This window comes from Paraburkholderia caffeinilytica (assembly GCF_003368325.1).
Taxonomy (GTDB): Bacteria; Pseudomonadota; Gammaproteobacteria; order Burkholderiales; family Burkholderiaceae; genus Paraburkholderia; species Paraburkholderia caffeinilytica.
This window is the reverse complement of the sequence record NZ_CP031467.1, coordinates 738,659-755,785: the sequence shown is the minus strand read 5'-3', so window position 1 is coordinate 755,785 and position 17,127 is coordinate 738,659. Positions and strand designations below refer to the sequence as shown.

General features: G+C 63.4%; 12 protein-coding genes. 9 read left to right on the top strand and 3 right to left on the bottom strand.

Annotated features, from left to right (window positions below; translation table 11 throughout):
* Nucleotides 1–22 precede the first annotated feature (22 nt).
* Nucleotides 23–2,788: an MGH1-like glycoside hydrolase domain-containing protein gene (locus DSC91_RS19300; protein ID WP_115783348.1), complete on the bottom strand. Its 2,766-nt coding sequence runs from the start codon at nucleotides 2,786–2,788 to the stop codon at nucleotides 23–25.
* 213 nt (nucleotides 2,789–3,001) lie between these two features.
* Between DSC91_RS19300 and DSC91_RS19295 the strand changes: the two genes are divergently transcribed.
* A complete protein-coding gene (locus DSC91_RS19295) occupies nucleotides 3,002–3,958 on the top strand; it encodes a pseudouridine-5'-phosphate glycosidase (protein WP_115780426.1) in 957 nt (318 codons plus the stop codon).
* A 189-nt stretch (nucleotides 3,959–4,147) separates the two neighbouring features.
* Nucleotides 4,148–5,821 carry an FAD-dependent oxidoreductase gene (locus DSC91_RS19290; RefSeq protein ID WP_115780425.1) on the top strand — a complete coding sequence of 558 codons (1,674 nt, stop codon included), beginning with the start codon at nucleotides 4,148–4,150 and terminating at the stop codon, nucleotides 5,819–5,821.
* Nucleotides 5,822–5,925: 104 nt separating this feature from the next.
* Here the strand turns inward: DSC91_RS19290 and DSC91_RS19285 are convergent, their stop codons facing one another.
* Nucleotides 5,926–7,113: an NAD(P)/FAD-dependent oxidoreductase gene (locus tag DSC91_RS19285; protein ID WP_115780424.1), complete on the bottom strand. Its 1,188-nt coding sequence runs from the start codon at nucleotides 7,111–7,113 to the stop codon at nucleotides 5,926–5,928.
* 186 nt (nucleotides 7,114–7,299) lie between these two features.
* On the opposite strand from DSC91_RS19285, the gene DSC91_RS19280 reads away from it, so the two are divergent.
* Complete coding sequence (locus DSC91_RS19280) at nucleotides 7,300–8,265, top strand: LysR family transcriptional regulator (protein WP_115780423.1); 966 nt, start codon at nucleotides 7,300–7,302, stop codon at nucleotides 8,263–8,265.
* 298 nt (nucleotides 8,266–8,563) lie between these two features.
* On the opposite strand, the gene DSC91_RS19275 is transcribed toward DSC91_RS19280, so the two are convergent.
* Nucleotides 8,564–9,169: a helix-turn-helix domain-containing protein gene (locus DSC91_RS19275; RefSeq protein ID WP_115780422.1), complete on the bottom strand. Its 606-nt coding sequence runs from the start codon at nucleotides 9,167–9,169 to the stop codon at nucleotides 8,564–8,566.
* A gap of 227 nt (nucleotides 9,170–9,396) precedes the next feature.
* On the opposite strand from DSC91_RS19275, the gene glnT reads away from it, so the two are divergent.
* The 6 genes from glnT to DSC91_RS19245 all read left to right on the top strand — a co-directional run bounded on the left by glnT (nucleotide 9,397) and on the right by DSC91_RS19245 (nucleotide 17,104).
* Nucleotides 9,397–10,785: a type III glutamate--ammonia ligase gene (gene glnT / locus DSC91_RS19270; protein ID WP_175171781.1), complete on the top strand. Its 1,389-nt coding sequence runs from the start codon at nucleotides 9,397–9,399 to the stop codon at nucleotides 10,783–10,785.
* Nucleotides 10,786–10,796: 11 nt separating this feature from the next.
* Nucleotides 10,797–11,705, top strand: coding sequence for a class II glutamine amidotransferase (locus DSC91_RS19265; RefSeq protein ID WP_115780421.1), 909 nt, complete (start codon nucleotides 10,797–10,799; stop codon nucleotides 11,703–11,705).
* Nucleotides 11,693–12,382, top strand: coding sequence for a GltB/FmdC/FwdC-like GXGXG domain-containing protein (locus tag DSC91_RS19260; RefSeq protein WP_115780420.1), 690 nt, complete (start codon nucleotides 11,693–11,695; stop codon nucleotides 12,380–12,382). Before DSC91_RS19265 ends, DSC91_RS19260 begins: the two co-directional genes overlap by 13 nt.
* Before the next feature lie 25 nt (nucleotides 12,383–12,407).
* Entirely contained in the window at nucleotides 12,408–13,769 is a 1,362-nt protein-coding gene (locus tag DSC91_RS19255) for an FMN-binding glutamate synthase family protein (RefSeq protein WP_115780419.1), read from the top strand.
* An 80-nt stretch (nucleotides 13,770–13,849) separates the two neighbouring features.
* Entirely contained in the window at nucleotides 13,850–15,286 is a 1,437-nt protein-coding gene (locus DSC91_RS19250; RefSeq protein WP_115780418.1) for an APC family permease, read from the top strand.
* The gene (locus DSC91_RS19245; RefSeq protein ID WP_115780417.1) at nucleotides 15,287–17,104 is read left to right on the top strand and encodes a bifunctional protein-serine/threonine kinase/phosphatase; all 1,818 of its coding nucleotides are present in this window, start codon (nucleotides 15,287–15,289) and stop codon (nucleotides 17,102–17,104) included.
* The last annotated feature ends 23 nt before the right edge of the window (nucleotides 17,105–17,127 follow it).

Below are 17,127 nucleotides of genomic sequence, written 5' to 3'. Positions count from 1 at the left end.
TCGACATCCGGCGGCCGGAACGCTACCGGGCCATAACCGGTGCGGTCTCTTCGGTCACCGGCGGGCCCACCGGCGTGGCCACCGATGCAACATCGAGCGCCACATGGGATAGCTTCATCATGCGCGGCTGGAGCAGCAGCGCGACGAGCCCGCTCCAGCCGGTCTGATGCGAAGCGCCGACGCCTCGTCCATTGTCGCCGTGGAAGTATTCATGGAACAGGATGAGATCCTGCGACCGCGGGTCGGCTTGCAGCATCGGATAGGCGGCCATCACGGGCCGCACGCCTTGTGCGTCTTTGAGAAAGAGCGTGGTGACCCGCCGTGCAAGGTCGTCGGCAATCTCGCCCAGCGAAAAACGGTTGCCCGATCCCGTCGGATAGTCGACGCGAAACTCATCGCCGTAATAGCGATGGAACTCATACAGCGATTCGATCAGCAGGTAGTTGACCGGTATCCAGACTGGCCCGCGCCAGTTCGAATTGCCGCCGAAAACACGCGAGTCCGATTCGGCCGGCTGGTATTGAACGCAGACGCTCACGTCGTCATGGCCGAAGACGTACGGTGCATCGCGATGTACACGGGACAGCGCGCGCACGCCGTGCTCGGAGAGAAACTCGCTTTCGTCGAGCGCGCGGCGCAGCAGCGCTGTCATCCGCTGCCCGCGCAACAGCGAGAGCAGCGTGGTGTTACCGGTGCCGGGCTCGGTCCAGCGTGACACCAGCTTTGCCAGATTCGGCCGATGGTCGAGAAACCACGCCAGCCGTTCGCGCAATCCCGGCAGATGACCGTACACCCGATCCTCGAGCACGTGCACGGCGAACAGCGGAATCAGTCCGACGATCGAACGAATGCGCATTGGCACACGGGTACCGTCCGGAAGATGCAACACGTCGTAGAAGAATTCGTCCTGGCCGTCCCATAACCCTGTTCTGCAGCCTTCGCTGCAACTGACCGCTTCCGCGATATACAGAAAGTGCTCGAAGAACTTCACCGCGATTTCGACGTAGGCGCTGTTCGTCATCGCCAGTTCGAGGCCGATCTGCATCAGGTCGAGCGCGTAGGAGGCCATCCATGCCGTGCCATCGGCCTGATCGATGCGGCCGCCGGTCGGCAGCGGCGAGGACCGGTCGAAGATGCCGACATTGTCGAGCCCAAGAAAGCCGCCCTGAAAGATGTTGCGGTCGTCCGCGTCCTTGCGGTTGACCCACCACGAGAAATTGAGCAGCAGCTTGTGGAACATGACTTCGAGAAAGGCGTGATCGCCAACGCCCGTCACCTCGCGGTCGAGTTCATACACACGCCATGTCGCCCATGCATGAACCGGCGGATTCGCATCGCCGAACGCCCACTCGTAGGCAGGCAATTGCCCGTTCGGATGCATGTAGCGTTCTTTCACGAGCAGCAGCAATTGCTTCTTCGCGAAGTCGGGATCGATCATGGCGAACGCGACCGCATGAAACGCGAGATCCCACGACGCATACCATGGGTACTCCCATTTGTCGGGCATCGACACGACGTCGCCATTGCACATGTGCCGCCAGTCCGCGTTGCGGCCGCGCCTGCGTGCTCTCGGTGGCGTCGGTTGGCCGGGATCGCCGTCGTGCCAGCGCGTCACGTCGAACTGGTAGTACTGCTTCGACCACAGCATGCCGGCGAGCGCCTGACGCTGCACGAGCCGCGCATCGGCGTCGGGAATGTCGTGCTGAAGCGCCGCATAGAATTGGTCGGCCTCCGCGTGCCGGCGCGCGAAGAGCGCGTCCATGTCGAGCGGCGCGTCATCCCGAGCCGCGGCCAGGGACGATTCGGGACGCCAGCGCAGATACAGCACCGAGCGCTCATGAGGCGCGAACCGCAGGACTACATGCGCGGCGGCGCGGGTGCCCTTGTCGCGCCGGATGGCCTGCTCGTCGCCGTCGACGAGGTAGTCATTGAAGCCGTCCTTGAACGGCCCCGCTCCCTCGAAGCCGAAAATGCGGCGCACATTCGTTTCGTTTTCGCAGAAGAGCCACTCGATCGGCTGTTGCGCCGACGCTGTCACGATCGTCGTTCCGAGCGCGGGATTGTGCGCGACGACGTACGCGCCTTTCTCTGTATCCGACGCCAGCGTGAGCGACGGCTTGCCGGGCTTGCCCGACCACGCCCATCTGTTGCGCGCCCAGAATTGCGGCAACACATGAAGCGCCGCGTGCTGATCCGCGCGGTTTTCGACGGTAACGCGCATCACGATATCGTCGGGGGTGTGCTTCGCATACTCGACGTAGACGTCGAAGTAGCGGTTGTCGTCGAACACGCCCGTATCGAGTATTTCATACTCCAGCTGATCGGCGCCGCGCCGACGGTTTTCGTCGATCAGATCCTGGTACGGGTACGCGTCGTGAGGATACTTGTACAGCATCTTCATGTACGAATGCGTTGGCGTGCCGTCGAGATAGAAGTAAAGCTCCTTCACGTCCTCGCCGTGATTGCCCTGCTCATTCGTCAAGCCGAAGAGCCGTTCCTTGATGATCGGATCGTGTCCGTTCCAGAGCGCGAGCGATACGCACCAGTCGAGCGGGTCGTTGCCGAATCCGGCAATGCCGTCCTCGCCCCAGCGGTACATGCGGCTGCGCGCGTGATCGTGCGGAAAGTAGTCCCAGGCGGTGCCGTATTCGCTGTAGTCTTCGCGAACGGTGCCCCATTGCCGTTCGCTCAGATACGGTCCCCAGCGGCGCCAGCGGTCGAGTTCCGGACCATGGAGGCGGGCGCCTTCCTTCGACTGGAGCAGATTGCTTGCGCGTAGCGGTGGCATGGAACCTCCCGGCCTGAAATCGACCATCCCACGCGCTCGGCGCGTCGGTGTCGTTCCTTTTGCATCACGAGCGCCGTGTGCGCGACACCCGTCAGACGCTCGACATTCTCTCGACGGTAGCTTAATGATAGGCGCCATCGCGCTGCAGCACGCGACCCGTGGACCGGCCTTGTGTTGCATACTTAGGCGAATTACATCACCGAATACATCGACATGGTCGCGGACCTTGCACACCCATGGTTGACCTGCAGCGCGCCCGTGGCCGCCGCACAGGCCGCCGGCCGCCCGCTTGTGGCGCTGGAATCGACCATCATCGCTCACGGCATGCCCTATCCGGAGAACGTTCGCACTGCGCGCGAAGTGGAGGCCTTGATCCGTGACCTGGGCGCCGAGCCCGCGACTATCGCACTGATCGGCGGGCGAATCCGCATCGGCCTTTCGGACGACGAGCTGGAACTGCTCGGCCGCTCTGACCAGGTGCACAAAGTCAGCCGCCGCGACTTGCCGGCGGTGCTGGCCGGCGGCGGGCTTGGCGCCACGACAGTGGCCGGCACGATGATATGTTCCGCGCTGGCCGGCATCGAGGTTTTCGTGACCGGCGGCATTGGCGGCGTGCATCGGGAAGCGCCGGAAACCTTCGACATTTCGGCCGACCTGCAGGAACTGGCGAAGACCTCGGTGGCGGTGGTCTGCGCCGGGGCGAAGTCCATCCTGGACATCGGACTCACGTTGGAATACCTGGAAACGCACGGCGTGCCGGTGCTCAGTTGCGAGCAGGACAATTTCGCCGCGTTTTACACGCGCGACAGCGGCTTTCGTGCGGACTTCAGGCTGGACGACGCGGCGGAGCAGGCGCGCTTCATCCGTACCAAGTGGGACCTGGGCCTCGTGGGCGGCGTGGTGTTGAGCACGCCGGTGCCGCAAGCGGCAGCGATGAGTGTCGAAGAGATCGACGCGCTGACTCAGCAGGCGCTCGCCGAGGCCACGGCGCAAGGCATCACCGGCAAGGCCGTGACGCCCTTCCTGCTGGCGCGCATCAAGGCGCTGACGGGTGGACGCAGCCTGGCGACAAACATCGCGCTCGTGAAACACAATGCCGAGGTAGGGGCAAGGCTGGCGCTGGCGTTGGCACACGCAGGGCGTGGGGCGGGTGCGGCGTTGGTTGTCTGATGCGGCCCGCTGAATCACAGCCATCGTGCGAGCGAGCCAGCCAGCTTCACGCGCTTTACTGCAGACGAAATTCAGGTACACAATCAGTACGAATAGCGCGGGTGTGCAGTCTCCAGTCCTTTTGACTATTCGTGCCCTCAAGGTGCTCACCAGGGTCACAATCTGTGCCCACTCATTTGGAATGCGTCCATGAGCGATAAATCTTCGCGCGGATCCGGAGAACTGGATTCAGGCGGCAGCCGTCACCATCAGATCTTTCCAACGCTGAATGAAAGGCAGTTTGCCCTATTGGAGAGGTACGGTGAACGACGCAAGCTGGAAAAGGGCGACGTGCTGTTCTCCGAAGGCGACCGGCACATTCCCGTGTTCGCCATCGTCTCGGGAACAATCGAGGCGACGAGAGGCTCGGGAGACAATCTCCATGTGCTGGGCTCGCACGGTCCGGGCAGCTTCACCGGTGAGGTCGGAACGCTTGCCGGCCGCGCCGCGGTGGCAACGGCGCGCGCCACCAGCGATTGCGAAGTCATCGTTGTCGACGAGGAATCGCTGCGCGCGCTCGTCGTCGCGGAAGCGGAATTAAGTGAAACGATCATGCGTGCGTTCATCCTGCGCCGGGTCGCTTTCATTCAGGACCAGAGCGGGGGCATTCTGGTCATTGGCAGTTCGGCGTCTGCGGCCACGTTCCGTCTTCGGCATTTTCTGAGCCGCAACGCTCAGCCATCGGCCTACTTCGATATCGTCGAGCATCAGGAAGCGCGGGCGCTTCTCGAACGCCATGGCGCGACGGAAGCGGATATACCGGTGGTCATCACGCTGCAAGGTCACGTTCTGAAGTGCCCGACGCACCGCGCCGTGGCTGATGCAATCGGTCTCAGTCCCGACAGGCTGAATGGCGAGCGCTTCGATGTGGTCGTGGTGGGCGCCGGACCTGCAGGTCTCGCGGTGGCGGTATACGCGGCCTCAGAAGGCTTGAAGGTCGCGGTCCTCGACACCAAGGCGCCGGGTGGCCAGGCGGGCACCAGCTCAAAGATAGAAAACTACTTCGGGTTTCCAACGGGCATCTCGGGCCAGGCGCTTGCCGGCCGCGGCCTGTCGCAATGCCGCAAATTCGGTGCCGAGGTCGGCGTACCTATTGAAGCGCTCGGCATCGATTGCCAGGACGCACCGCCTTTTCACATTCGGCTCAATTACGACGAGCACGTCTATGCTCGCGCCGTCGTCGTCGCGACTGGCGCGCGTTATCGGAAACCGCCGCTGGAGCACCTCGAGCATTTCGAGGGACGCGGCGTTTACTACAGCGCAACCTTCATGGAGGCCGCGTTTTGTGCCAACGAAGAACTGATCATCGTTGGCGGCGGAAATTCAGCCGGTCAGGCAGCGGTTTTCCTCGCGGGATTTGCGCGGCATGTCCACATCGTGATTCGCGGCGACGGACTCAGCACGAGCATGTCGAACTATTTGATCAGGCGCATCGATGCGGCGTCCAACATCACCGTTCATCGGCGGACCCAGGTGACCGAGCTTTACGGCGAGGCGCGGCTTGAATCGATCAAGTGGGACCGGCAAGGGGAGATCGAACAGAAGCCGATCCGGCACGTCTTCCTGTTTCTCGGTGCGCAGCCCAATACCGGCTGGCTCGGAAACTGTGTTGCGCTGGACAGGAACGGCTTCGTGCTCACCGGCTCCGACGCACTTAAGGCGAGTGCGTCAGACCACCCGCCGCGATTTCTGGAAACGAGCCGACCGGGCATCTTCGCGGTCGGCGACGTTCGCAGCGGCTCGGTGAAGAGAGTCGCCGCCGCTGTCGGAGAGGGCGCCGCCGTTCTTCAGTCGCTGCATGAATATCTGGCCCTGTATGAGTGAGGTCGGATTGCGCTTACCCGCACGCACACGATGGCATCCACCACACGTTTGACCGGAACCGGAAGATCGATTGTCATGACTGGCGCATCCTTTACGTCCCGCAGTCAGGAGACCGCACCGGAGCCGTATTTGCCCGCCAGCAGCGCGCCGCTGGCGAACCGGTCGAGCGCGTAGGGCGCGAGAGAAACGTCAGTGGGCTGACCGAGCGCATGCTGGGCGAGGATTTTGCCGATGCCCGGCGAGAGCTTGAAACCGTGCCCGGAGAAGCCGAAGCCGACCACGAGTCCTTCAATATCGGCGACCTTGCCCAACACCGGATTCCAGTCGGGCGTCACGTCGTAGACGCCGGTCCACGACGAGGCCAGCCCCGCGGCTTCGTAAGCAGGAAAGCGTTCGGCGACTTGCGCGCCGACTTCGGCGACATAGTCGAGCGAGATATCGCCCTGTTCCGTTTCCGGCGAGTTCAGCGTCTCGCCGACCACACCTTCTGACACGAGCATCTGACTGCCGCCATAGCTGCGGTAATAGAGCATGCCGGCCGAGCCCAGATCCTTGAATGCCGGCATCTTGAACGAGTACGCGGCGCCGTCGCATTCGAGCGCGAGCACCGTGTGACGTTCCGGCTTGACCGGCAGCGGCACGCCGATCCAGTCGGCGAGTTCGGGTGTCCAGATGTTCTGCGTGCTGATGAGGGTGTCGCAACCGAAGGTTCCGGCACTCGTCTCGACGCCGGTGATTCGGCGTCCTTCGCGGATAAGGCCCGTCACCGTGACGCCTTCCATGATCTTGACGCCGCGCCGGCGCGCCGAACGGGCAAAGCCCGTCGCCACCAGATAGGCATCGGCAAAGCCGGCTTCCGGCTCGAAACCGATCAGCGCGGCGTCGTCGAAGCTTGCGATCGGCAGGCGCTCGTGCGCCTCGCGCTTGTCGAGCAAGCGCACTTCAATACCCATCTCATGCTGCGCGGCGAGTGAGGCGCGCAACGGCTCCAGCTTGTCGCCTTCGGGCGAACAGATCAGATAGCCGCATTTGACGAGGCCGCAGGACGCTTCGTCGTCGCCGACATAGTCGGCGAAATGATTGAACGCCCACCAGGACGCGCGCGCGAGCTCCACGTTCTGGCGTACCGAATAGTGGGTGCGCAGCAGGCCTGACGATTGCGAGGTGGTGCCCGCGCCGATCGTGCCCTGCTCGACCACCAGCACGCTTTGCGCGCCAAGTGCTGCGAGATGATGGGCGACCGACGCGCCGACGACACCGGCGCCGATCACGATGAAATCGTAGTGGCTCATGCGGACCTCTGTGTGGGCAATGAGGCGAATTCTAGGAAAACATTGGCTGCATCATTTTTGTATTAGGCAAACTTATGGCAAGCCAAAGCAATTTCTCATCCTGCACATCAGCCCTGTGAACCCCGGCACTGTGCTGTCGTGTCGCGCAGGATGGCCGGCCAGTCACTCACGCGAGCGGAGCATTTCATGAGACGAACCCCGACCCCGATCGATCTGCGCGCGTTGCAGGCATTCGTCGCCGTGTGCGACAGCGGCTCGATGACGGGCGCGGCGAAGCAGCTCGGCGTGAGCCAGAGCGCGGTCAGCCAGTCGATCGCCGGCTTGGAGCGCGACCAGGGCCTGACGCTGTTCGACCGCGAGAGCCGGCCGCCGCGGCCGAACGTGGCGGGGCGTGCGCTGCTCGAACTGGCGGGCCCGTTGATCGAGCATGCGCAGATGGTCAGCGCCCGCATCGGTGACGCCTCGCATACGGGCAAGATGCCGGTGCGGCTGGGTTGCGTGGATTCGTTCGCGGCGACGGTCGGCCCTGAACTGATCCGCGCGGTGTCGAATTCGGAGCGGCAGATTTCGATGTGGTCAGGCCTGACGCCGGGCTTGAGCAAGCAGTTGCACGATCGCGAACTGGATATGGCGATCTGTACGCAGACCACGTTGAACGACGCGCGGATCGTCGAAATACCGCTGTTTTCCGAGGCATTCGTGGCGGTGGTTGCGCGCAGCCACCTGAGTGGACGCCGCAACATCGACTGGCGCACGCTCGCGCTCGACATGCCGCTGATCCGCTACACGGCGCGCTCGGTGATCGGCCAGCAGATCGAACGTTTCGCGCGGCACCTGGGGATCGATAGTCCGCGGCGTTACGAATTCGACGCGACCGATCCGCTATTGAGTCTGGTGGCGTCGCGTGTGGGCTTTGCGATTTCGACGCCCTTGTGTTTGTGGCAGGCACGCCACTACCTGGACGATATCGCGGTGCTGCCGTTGCCGCCGGGCCGCCTCGGGCGGCGCGATTTCTTTCTGCTGCACCGCCAGGGCGAATGGGATCAGTTCGCCGGCGACATCGTCACGCTGACGCGTGGTGTGCTGGACAACGCGATCCGGCCGTCGGTGGCGCGGGCGCTGCCTGATCTGCCGGACGATGCCTTGCGCTGACCGATGCGGCGAGGCGGGGTGCAGGCCGCCTCGCATGCCGTTCAGGCGCCCAACCTCCCATTTGCATAAGCGCGGCTTCTGACGCTGCTTAACCGCACACCTCGTTTTTGTGCAAAGTCGCACCAGTCACAACGACGATGTGCACCGCGGTCAGGCTGATGAGCCATTCAACGTCGATATCGGGAATGGCGGATTGCGCCCAAAGCGTTTATTGGTGGGAATCTTTGATTCACTTAGATAAACATGGCACAAACGTTGCATTGGTAGAAGCGCCGGTTGCAATGGAGGCGGCAAGCGATCAGTCGGCCGCGCTCGATTGCGGATACACAAAGATCGACAGGAATTGAATGGGCGTCTTGATCAGGCGTTCCGGACCGTGTGGTATCTCGCCCTGGAAGGTGAGGGTGTCGCCGGGATGAAGGACGTAGGTGTGCTGGCCGTGGCGATATTCGAGCACGCCCTTGAGCATGTGGATGAATTCGGTGCCCGGGTGCTCGAACACGGGAAAACGTTCAGCCTCGTCCTCCATTGTGATCAGGAAGGGTTCGAAAAGCTTGTGCGGACCCTGGTCGTAGGCAAGCAGGTGATAGGTGTGACCGCGTTTGGTGCCTTTGCGAACCACCTCCATGCCACCGCCTTTCTTGACGAGTTGCGCGCCGCCTTGCGGCACGTCGAAGTTGCGGAACAGCATGGAGAGCGAAACGCCGAGCGCCTGGGCGATGCGGTTGAGGACATCGAGACCTGCAGAAGTCTGCGCGTTCTCGATCTTCGAAAGCATGCCGCGGCTGATGCCGGCCTGCGCGGAGACCTGGGCGATCGTCAGGCCGTGGCGCTGGCGCAGTTCGCGGATGGTGATGCCGAGGTAGCGTTCGAGCGGCGTTTTATTGTCTTCACCGGTTTGCATGTAGGCCTCATGGAAAAAGAAAGCGTAGCAGATGGCGGCGCCGGGTCGCGCGCGGAGAGTTTCGCAATGGGAATCTTAGTTGCTCGTCAATAAATTTCCTATTTGATTGAAGACAAGCTTGAAGCGCGCCGCGACCGGCGTTCGAAAGCGTGTTGCATAGCCCGGTCACACGCATCGCGTGTGGCTTTTCCAGATCACGAAGGATGGTGTTGCGAGGAGTGGAGGCAATGAACCTGAACGATGCGAGCAAGCTGCCGGTCAACGAACTCGGATGCGTGCCCCGCTTCGGCTCGGCGGAAGAGGCGCAAGCTTATCTGACGCAGCAGGGCGTGAAGTATGTGCTGGCGCAGTTTGTCGACATTCACGGCGTGGCCAAGGCGAAATCGGTGCCGCTCAGTCATTTGAAGAGCGTGTTGAAAGCGGGTGCCGGTTTCGCGGGATTTGCGATCTGGGGCGTCGGCATCGAGCCGAACGGTCCCGACTATATGGCCGTCGGCGATCTGGCGACGCTCACGCCGGTGCCGTGGCAGCCGGGCCTGGCACGGATTGTCTGCGACGGTCATGTGAATGGCGAAGCGTGGCAATACGATTCGCGCGTGACCCTGAAGAAACAGGTTGCCCGGATGACCGAGCGCAACTGGACGCTCTTCACGGGCCTCGAACCGGAATTCTCGTTGCTGCGCCGTTCGGCATCGGGCGCGCTGGAGCCATGCGATCCGAGCGATACGCTCGCCAAGCCGTGCTACGACTACAAGGGACTCTCGCGCACGCGCGTCTTCCTGGAAAAGCTCACTGAATCGATGCGCGCGGTCGGTATCGACGTCTATCAGATCGATCACGAAGATGCGAACGGGCAGTTCGAAATCAACTACACGTACACCGATTGCCTGACGTCATGCGATCACTACGTGTTCTTCAAGATGGCGGCCTCCGAGATCGCCAACGAACTCGGCATGATCTGCTCGTTCATGCCGAAGCCGTTCGCGAATCGTCCGGGCAACGGCATGCATATGCATATGTCGATCGGCGACGGCGAGCGCAACCTGTTCGCCGATCCCGCTGACACGCTCGGCATGGGCCTCTCCAAGCTCGGCTATCAGTTCACGGCCGGTCTGCTCGCACATGCACCGGCGCTGACCGCGCTGTGCAATCCGACGGTGAACTCGTACAAGCGCCTCGTTGTCGGCCGCTCGCTGACCGGCGCGACGTGGGCGCCGGCCTACGTCAGCTACGGAGACAACAACCGTTCGACGATGGTGCGCATGCCTGGCGAGCGTATCGAACTGCGTCTGCCCGACGGCGCATGCAATCCCTATCTCGCGACCGCGGCCGTGATTGCCGCGGGACTCGACGGCATCGACCGTGGCCTGTCGGCTGGCGAACCGGCTAACGAAAACCTGTACGAATGGTCGCCCGCGAAGCTCTCCGAACACGGTATCGGCGTGCTGCCGCAAAACCTCGAGCAGGCGCTCGATGCGCTGGAAAGCGACCGGGTGGTCTGCGACGCGCTCGGCCCGCTTGCCGACGAATTCCTCAAGCTCAAACGGATGGAGTGGCTCGAATACATGCGCCACGTGTCGGATTGGGAGCTGAAGACTTACCTCGAGTTTTTCTAAGGAGAACCACAATGTGCGGAATCGTAGGCTTGCTGGTGAAGACGCCGGCACTGCGCGAACGGCTCGGCGAGCTGATGGTGCCGATGCTGATCGGCATGACCGAGCGCGGACCGGACTCGGCGGGTCTCGCGGTGTTCGGCAAACCGGTCGACGCGAGCCAGCGCAAGCTGAGCATCTACGCGGGCTTCACCGAAGAAGGCGCGGATTTTGCGTGGCAGCCGCTGGTGGAGGCGTTGAACGCGGCGATGGACGTCACCGCGCGTCTCGACTCGAAAGGCAATCACGCGGTGTTGACGGTGCAGGGCAATGTCGAGCGCGTGAAGAGCTGGTTGCGCGAACGCTATCCGAAGCTGTATCTGCTCTCGAGCGGACGCTCGATCGATCTGTACAAGGACATCGGCTCGCCCTCGCAAGTCGCCGGGCGTTATGACTTTGCGAACCTGACGGGCTCGCATCTGGTCGGGCACACGCGCATGGCGACGGAGTCGGCGGTGACGCCGGACCGTGCGCATCCCTTTACGGCGGGCGACGACTTCTGTCTGGTCCACAACGGCTCGCTCTCGAACGCGCATGGCGTGCGCCGCAAGCTCGAACCGCAAGGCATTCACTTCGACACCGACAACGATACCGAAGCCGCCTGCCGCTTTCTCGAATGGCGGCTGCGCGAAGGCGACACGCTGCCGGCCGCATTGCAAAAAGGCTTCGAAGAACTCGACGGCTTCTACACGTTCCTGATGGGCACCTCGACCGAACTCGCGCTGATTCGCGACCCGTTCGCGTGCAAACCGGCGGTGATCGCGGAAAACGACGACTACGTCGCAATCGCTTCCGAGTTCCGTTCGCTTGCCCATCTGCCCGACATCAAGAACGCCAGGGTCTTCGAACCGGCACCTGAGGAGATGTATGTATGGAAAGCCTGACTTTCGATCTGGAGCGCACCACGGTTCGCGAGCTGAACCGGTTTCTGCACAAGCCGGCCAGCGAACTGGAAGGGCAGGTGGTGACAGTCGTCGCGCCGAACGGTGCGCATAACCTCGCCGTGGGCGTGGATGCACCGGTGCAGGTGACGATTGCCGGTCACGCGGGCTACTACGCGGGCGGCATGAACAAACACGCGACGATCGAGATCGACGGCAGCGCGGGCACCGGCGTCGCGGAAAACATGATGAGCGGCAAGGTGCATGTGAAGGGTTTTGCGTCGAACGGCGCGGGCGCTTCCGCGCATGGCGGCCTGCTGGTGATCGACGGCGATGCGGGTCTGCGCTGCGGTATTTCGCTCAAGGGCGGCGACATCGTGGTGGGCGGTTCGGTGGGCAGTTTTTCTGCGTTCATGGCTCAGGCCGGACGCATGGTGATCTGCGGCGATGCGGGCGACGCGCTCGGCGACTCGCTTTACGAAGCGGTGCTGTACGTGCGCGGCGAAGTGAAATCGCTCGGCGCGGACGCGCAGTACGAGCCGATGACGCAAGCCGATCTCGACGCCGTGCGTGCACTGCTCGGCGCCGCCGGCATGGACCACGACCCGGCGTCGTTCAAACGGATCGCCTCCGCCCGCACGCTCTATCACTGGAACGCCGACGCGAACCAGGAATATTGAACACACGCTCTCGAAGAAGGTTCCCATGGAAGCCAAACCCGTTCACTTCGCCCGCTTGCAGCAGGAAGAGTCGCAAGGCTACGACCGTAAGACGATCGACTATATCCACGCCGCCGCGCAGCGTGGCCTCTATGAGATTCGCGGCCTCGGCGCCAAACGCAGCGTGCCGCATTTCGACGATCTGCTGTTTCTCGGCGCTTCGCTGTCGCGCTACCCGCTCGAAGGGTATCGCGAGAAATGCGCGACGCGGACCGTGCTCGGCGCGCGCTTCGCCACGAAGCCGGTGGTGCTCGACATTCCGATCACGATTGCGGGCATGAGCTTCGGCGCATTGTCCGCGAACGTGAAAGAAGCGCTCGGCCAGGCCGCGACCGCGATGGGCACCTCGACCACCACCGGCGACGGCGGCATGACACAGGAAGAACGCCGCTCGTCGAAGACGCTGGTCTATCAGTGCCTGCCCTCGCGCTATGGCTTCAATCCGGACGATGTGCGCCGCGCCGACGCGATCGAAATCGTGATCGGCCAGGGCGCGAAACCGGGCGGCGGCGGCATGTTGCTCGGGCAGAAGGTCAATCCGCGCGTCGCCTCGATGCGCACCTTGCCGGCCGGCGTCGATCAGCGTTCGGCGAGCCGTCATCCGGACTGGACCGGTCCCGACGATCTGGCGATCAAGATTCAGGAACTGCGCGAAATCACCGATTGGGAAAAGCCGATCTACGTGAAGGTCGGCGCAACCCGCACGTTCAACGACGTCAAGCTGGCGGTGCATGCGGGTGCCGACGTGGTCGTGATCGACGGGATGCAGGGCGGCACGGCGGCGACGCAGACCTGCTTTATCGAGAACGTGGGGATTCCGACGCTCGCGGCGGTTCGCCAGGCCGTGGACGCGCTCGAAGACCTGAATATGAAAGGCCAGGTACAACTGATCGTATCAGGCGGCATCCGTACCGGCGCCGACGTGGCGAAAGCATTGGCGCTCGGTGCTGACGCGGTGGCGATCGGGCAGGGCATGCTGATGGCGCTCGGCTGCAACAGCGACACGTACTTTCAGAACGGCGCGCTGCATCCGGCAGCGGCGGATTACGCGGCGTTGAATACGTCACCGGGTTTCTGCCATCACTGCCACACGGGCAAGTGCCCGGTCGGCGTGACCACGCAGGACGCAGTGCTCGAACAGCGCGTCCAGCCCGATGAGGGATCGCGCCGCGTGCGCAATTACCTGAAGACGCTGAACATGGAACTCACAACGATCGCGCGTGCGTGCGGCAAGCAGAACGTGCATCACCTGGAGCCCGAGGACCTCGTCGCCTTGACGGTGGAAGCCGCGGCGATGGCGCGCGTGCCGCTCGCGGGCACTTCGTGGATTCCCGGATGGACCAAATGAATTGAATTGTTTCGAGATTTTTGACTGTGGAAAAGTGGAGCGCATTCAACTTTGATTCACCCCTCTAACAGGAGCCCAATATGAGCACTCCGCAAAGCACCACGCAAGCAGCGCCGGCATCATCGGGTGGCCTGCGTGCCGGTACCTTAGGTTTTCCCGAGGTGATCGGCCAATCCATCGCGAATCTTTCACCGACTTTCACGCCCTCGATCAACGTGACCGCGATCGCGGCGCTGGCCGGGGCGGGAACCTGGCTGATCTACGGCCTTTCGACGCTCGGGCTGCTGCTGGTGAGCATGAGCATCATCGCGCTGTCGAGCCGGATTGCGTCGGCGGGTTCGTTCTTTATCTATATCTCGCGCGCGCTTGGGCCGATGGCGGGGGGCATTGCCGGCTGGGGATTGATCGCGGCGTACGTAGGCACTGCAATGGGGGTCGGCGCCGCAGGCGTGGTGTTCGTGCAGAACGCTTTTACGGCCTGGGGAGTCAATATTCCGTCGTGGGCGGTCTACACGGTCTTTGTCGGCCTGGCCTGGTTCTTCTCGGCGCGTGACGTGAAGCTCTCGTCGCGCCTGTCGCTGGCAATCGAAGCTGCTTCGGTGGTGATCGTGGGCGGGGTGCTGATCTATGTGCTCGCACTGCATCCGGACCATATCGTCGACCATACGCAACTGGGGCTGCAGGGCGTGAGCGGCAAGGGCATGGCGCAGGGCATGGTGCTCGGCATCTTCTCGTACGTGGGTTTCGAGAGCGCGGCCTCGCTCGGCCAGGAAACCAGGAATCCGCTGCGCGTCATTCCGCGCGCGGTAGTCTGGTGCGTGATCCTGTCGGGCCTGTTCTTCATGTTCGTGGCCTATTCGATGACGATCGCCTATCACGACGACGCAGCCAAGCTCGGCGGCGATTCGGCCGTGCTCAGCACCTTGCTCACGAGCGTCGGCGCCTCGCCGCTCGGTCCGGTGTTCTATCTGATTGCCTCGGTCAGCGCATTTTCGTGCGTGCTTGCGTGCATCAACTCGTCCAGCCGCCTGCTCTATTCGATGGGTCGCTATCAGTTCGTGCATCGCTCGATGGGCATGGTGCACCGCACTCACCAGACGCCGTATCTGGCCGTTGCGTTTTCCTCGATCGTGACCTTCGTGGTGTGCATCGCGATGCTCGGCACGGGTCCGCTCAACACCTTCGGCTATACCAGCACGTTTGCGACTTTTGGCTTCCTGGTCGTGTATTTCCTCGTCGCCATCGCGGCACCGGTTTATCTGAAGAAGCAGGGCGAGCTCAAGACGAGCAACGTCGTGTGGGGCGTGCTCGGCGCACTGGCGATGGTCGGTGCGGTGATCGGCAGCGTGTATCCGGTGCCCGATTATCCGTATAACATCCTGCCGTATCTGTTCGTTGCGTATATGCTGGTTGGCGCGGTCTGGTTGCTGATGCTCAAGAAGCGCTCGCCGCAGGTGCTCGAGAAGATCGAGCACGATCTGGAAACCAGCGACGTGATGACCCACGGCAAAAAGTAAATGAATGAACCCTTCTCCCAGGATAGCTTGCCCGCGCCGAACACCAGCCCGGCGCCAGACGATCCAGAGGGAAGGCCCGCCAGCGGCCGCGCAATGGGCGGCCAGGAAATCGATCTGCAGTTGAGGCCGGAGCGCGGCGAGTGCGCCGCGCTCGAGATCGCTTGTGTTTCTTTCCCTGCCCGCGCCCGCGGGCAGGATCACGTCAACGAAGACTACGTCGGCGTGATGCTCGGCGATCTGGCGGCGCGCGCCGCGCGCGGCAGCGTGATCGCGCTCGCCGATGGCGTGAGCGGCAGCAAGGGCGGACGGGTCGCGGCCGAACTCTCGGTGCGGACCTTTATCGACGCCTACTACGGACTCCCCGACACCTTGCAGCCCGGCGTGGCCGCGGCCCGCGCGCTCGAGGCCATCCACAGCTGGCTGCACCAGATCGGCCGCGTCGATCCCGCATTGACGCAGATGGCCGCGTCATTTGCGGCGCTGATCGTGCGCCGCGCTACCGCGTATCTGGTGGCGGCCGGCGATGTGCGGCTGTACCTGCTGCGCGACGGCCAACTGACCCAGCTCGGCGACGACGACGTGGTGCCGGTCGCCTTCGGTTCTTATGTGGCGCACGCGGTCGGCATGCTGCCGACGCTGGTGACGCGCATCGAAACCCTCGAGCTGCGCGAGGGCGACCGCCTGCTGATGTGCTCCGACGGGCTCTATCGCCGCGTGCCGATGCGCGAGCTGCAGACGGTGCTGGCGGCGCGCGGCGGCGCACTCGACACTGCACGCCGGCTCGGCGCGCTGGCGGTGGCGCGCGGCTCGCAGGACGACGTGACGGGCGCGGTGCTCGACGTGGGCAGCCTGCCCTTGCTCGACGTCGGGTATCTTGAGCGGGTGGTCGGCGCCTTGCCGATTCCGGCGGTGCCCGACGCCGGCGAGGTGGTCGACGGATATCTGCTCAGGAGCGTGCTGAGCGACGGCTTCTATTCGCGGATTTTCGCCGGCTACGATCTGGCCGAGCCGAACACGCCGCTGGCGCTCAAGTTTCCCAAGCCGCGTGTCGAGCAGGACGAGAACGTGCGCCAGTCGATCGTGCGCGAGCGCTGGCTGGCCGGCAAGATCGGCGACGATGGCGTGCTCGCGCCGATGCCGATCGATGCCGACCGGCAAACCCGGCTCTATGTGGTGATGCCGCTCGGTGCAGGCATTACGCTCGAAAAAATGCTGGCGGCGCCGCAGCCCATGGCGCTGCCGCGTGCGCTCGGGATCGCGCGGCAACTGGGCCATTCGATCGACGTGCTGAATCGCCGCGATATCTTCCATCGCGATATCAAACCCGAGAACGTGCTGGTGATGCCTGGCGATAACACGCGCCTGCTCGACCTCGGTTTCGCCTACATGCCGGGCATGCAGGTGCCGGGCCCGGACGTTGCACCGGGCTCGCCCGCTTATATGGCGCCCGAATTGATGAAGGGCGCACTGGGCGATGCGCGCTCCGAGGTGTTCGCGTACGGCGTGACCCTGTACCGGCTGTTCAGCGGAGGCAAGCTGCCGTACGGCTTCAATGGCCGCGTGCCGCTCTATCAATACCGGCCCGACGCGCCGCAATGGCTCGACCTGGTGCTGGAGAAAGCGTTGCAGCCCGATCCGGCGCGCAGGTATCAGGACGTGCTCGAAGTCTGCGCCGATCTCGAACGTCTATCGAGCGGGCGGGACGCGATGGCGCCGGTTCGGCGCAAGCCCTTGCTCGAGAGCGATCCGGTGCTGTTCTGGCAGATGGTCGTGGTGCTGCTGCTGGCGCTGCTGTTGTGGTCCTTGATGCGGCGTTGAGCGGGGTCCGCAGCCAGGTCGTT

Bases quoted from the DNA above. Each gene is read 5' to 3' on its own strand.
- DSC91_RS19285 (WP_115780424.1), bottom strand. From the start codon at position 7,113: ATGAGCCACTACGATTTCATCGTGATCGGCGCCGGTGTCGTCGGCGCG.
- DSC91_RS19300 (WP_115783348.1), bottom strand. From the start codon at position 2,788: ATGCCACCGCTACGCGCAAGCAATCTGCTCCAGTCGAAGGAAGGCGCC.
- DSC91_RS19290 (WP_115780425.1), top strand. From the start codon at position 4,148: ATGAGCGATAAATCTTCGCGCGGATCCGGAGAACTGGATTCAGGCGGC.
- DSC91_RS19245 (WP_115780417.1), top strand. From the start codon at position 15,287: ATGAATGAACCCTTCTCCCAGGATAGCTTGCCCGCGCCGAACACCAGC.
- DSC91_RS19255 (WP_115780419.1), top strand. From the start codon at position 12,408: ATGGAAGCCAAACCCGTTCACTTCGCCCGCTTGCAGCAGGAAGAGTCG.
- DSC91_RS19250 (WP_115780418.1), top strand. From the start codon at position 13,850: ATGAGCACTCCGCAAAGCACCACGCAAGCAGCGCCGGCATCATCGGGT.
- DSC91_RS19260 (WP_115780420.1), top strand. From the start codon at position 11,693: ATGGAAAGCCTGACTTTCGATCTGGAGCGCACCACGGTTCGCGAGCTG.
- DSC91_RS19275 (WP_115780422.1), bottom strand. From the start codon at position 9,169: ATGCAAACCGGTGAAGACAATAAAACGCCGCTCGAACGCTACCTCGGC.
- DSC91_RS19295 (WP_115780426.1), top strand. From the start codon at position 3,002: ATGGTCGCGGACCTTGCACACCCATGGTTGACCTGCAGCGCGCCCGTG.
- glnT (WP_175171781.1), top strand. From the start codon at position 9,397: ATGAACCTGAACGATGCGAGCAAGCTGCCGGTCAACGAACTCGGATGC.
- DSC91_RS19265 (WP_115780421.1), top strand. From the start codon at position 10,797: ATGTGCGGAATCGTAGGCTTGCTGGTGAAGACGCCGGCACTGCGCGAA.
- DSC91_RS19280 (WP_115780423.1), top strand. From the start codon at position 7,300: ATGAGACGAACCCCGACCCCGATCGATCTGCGCGCGTTGCAGGCATTC.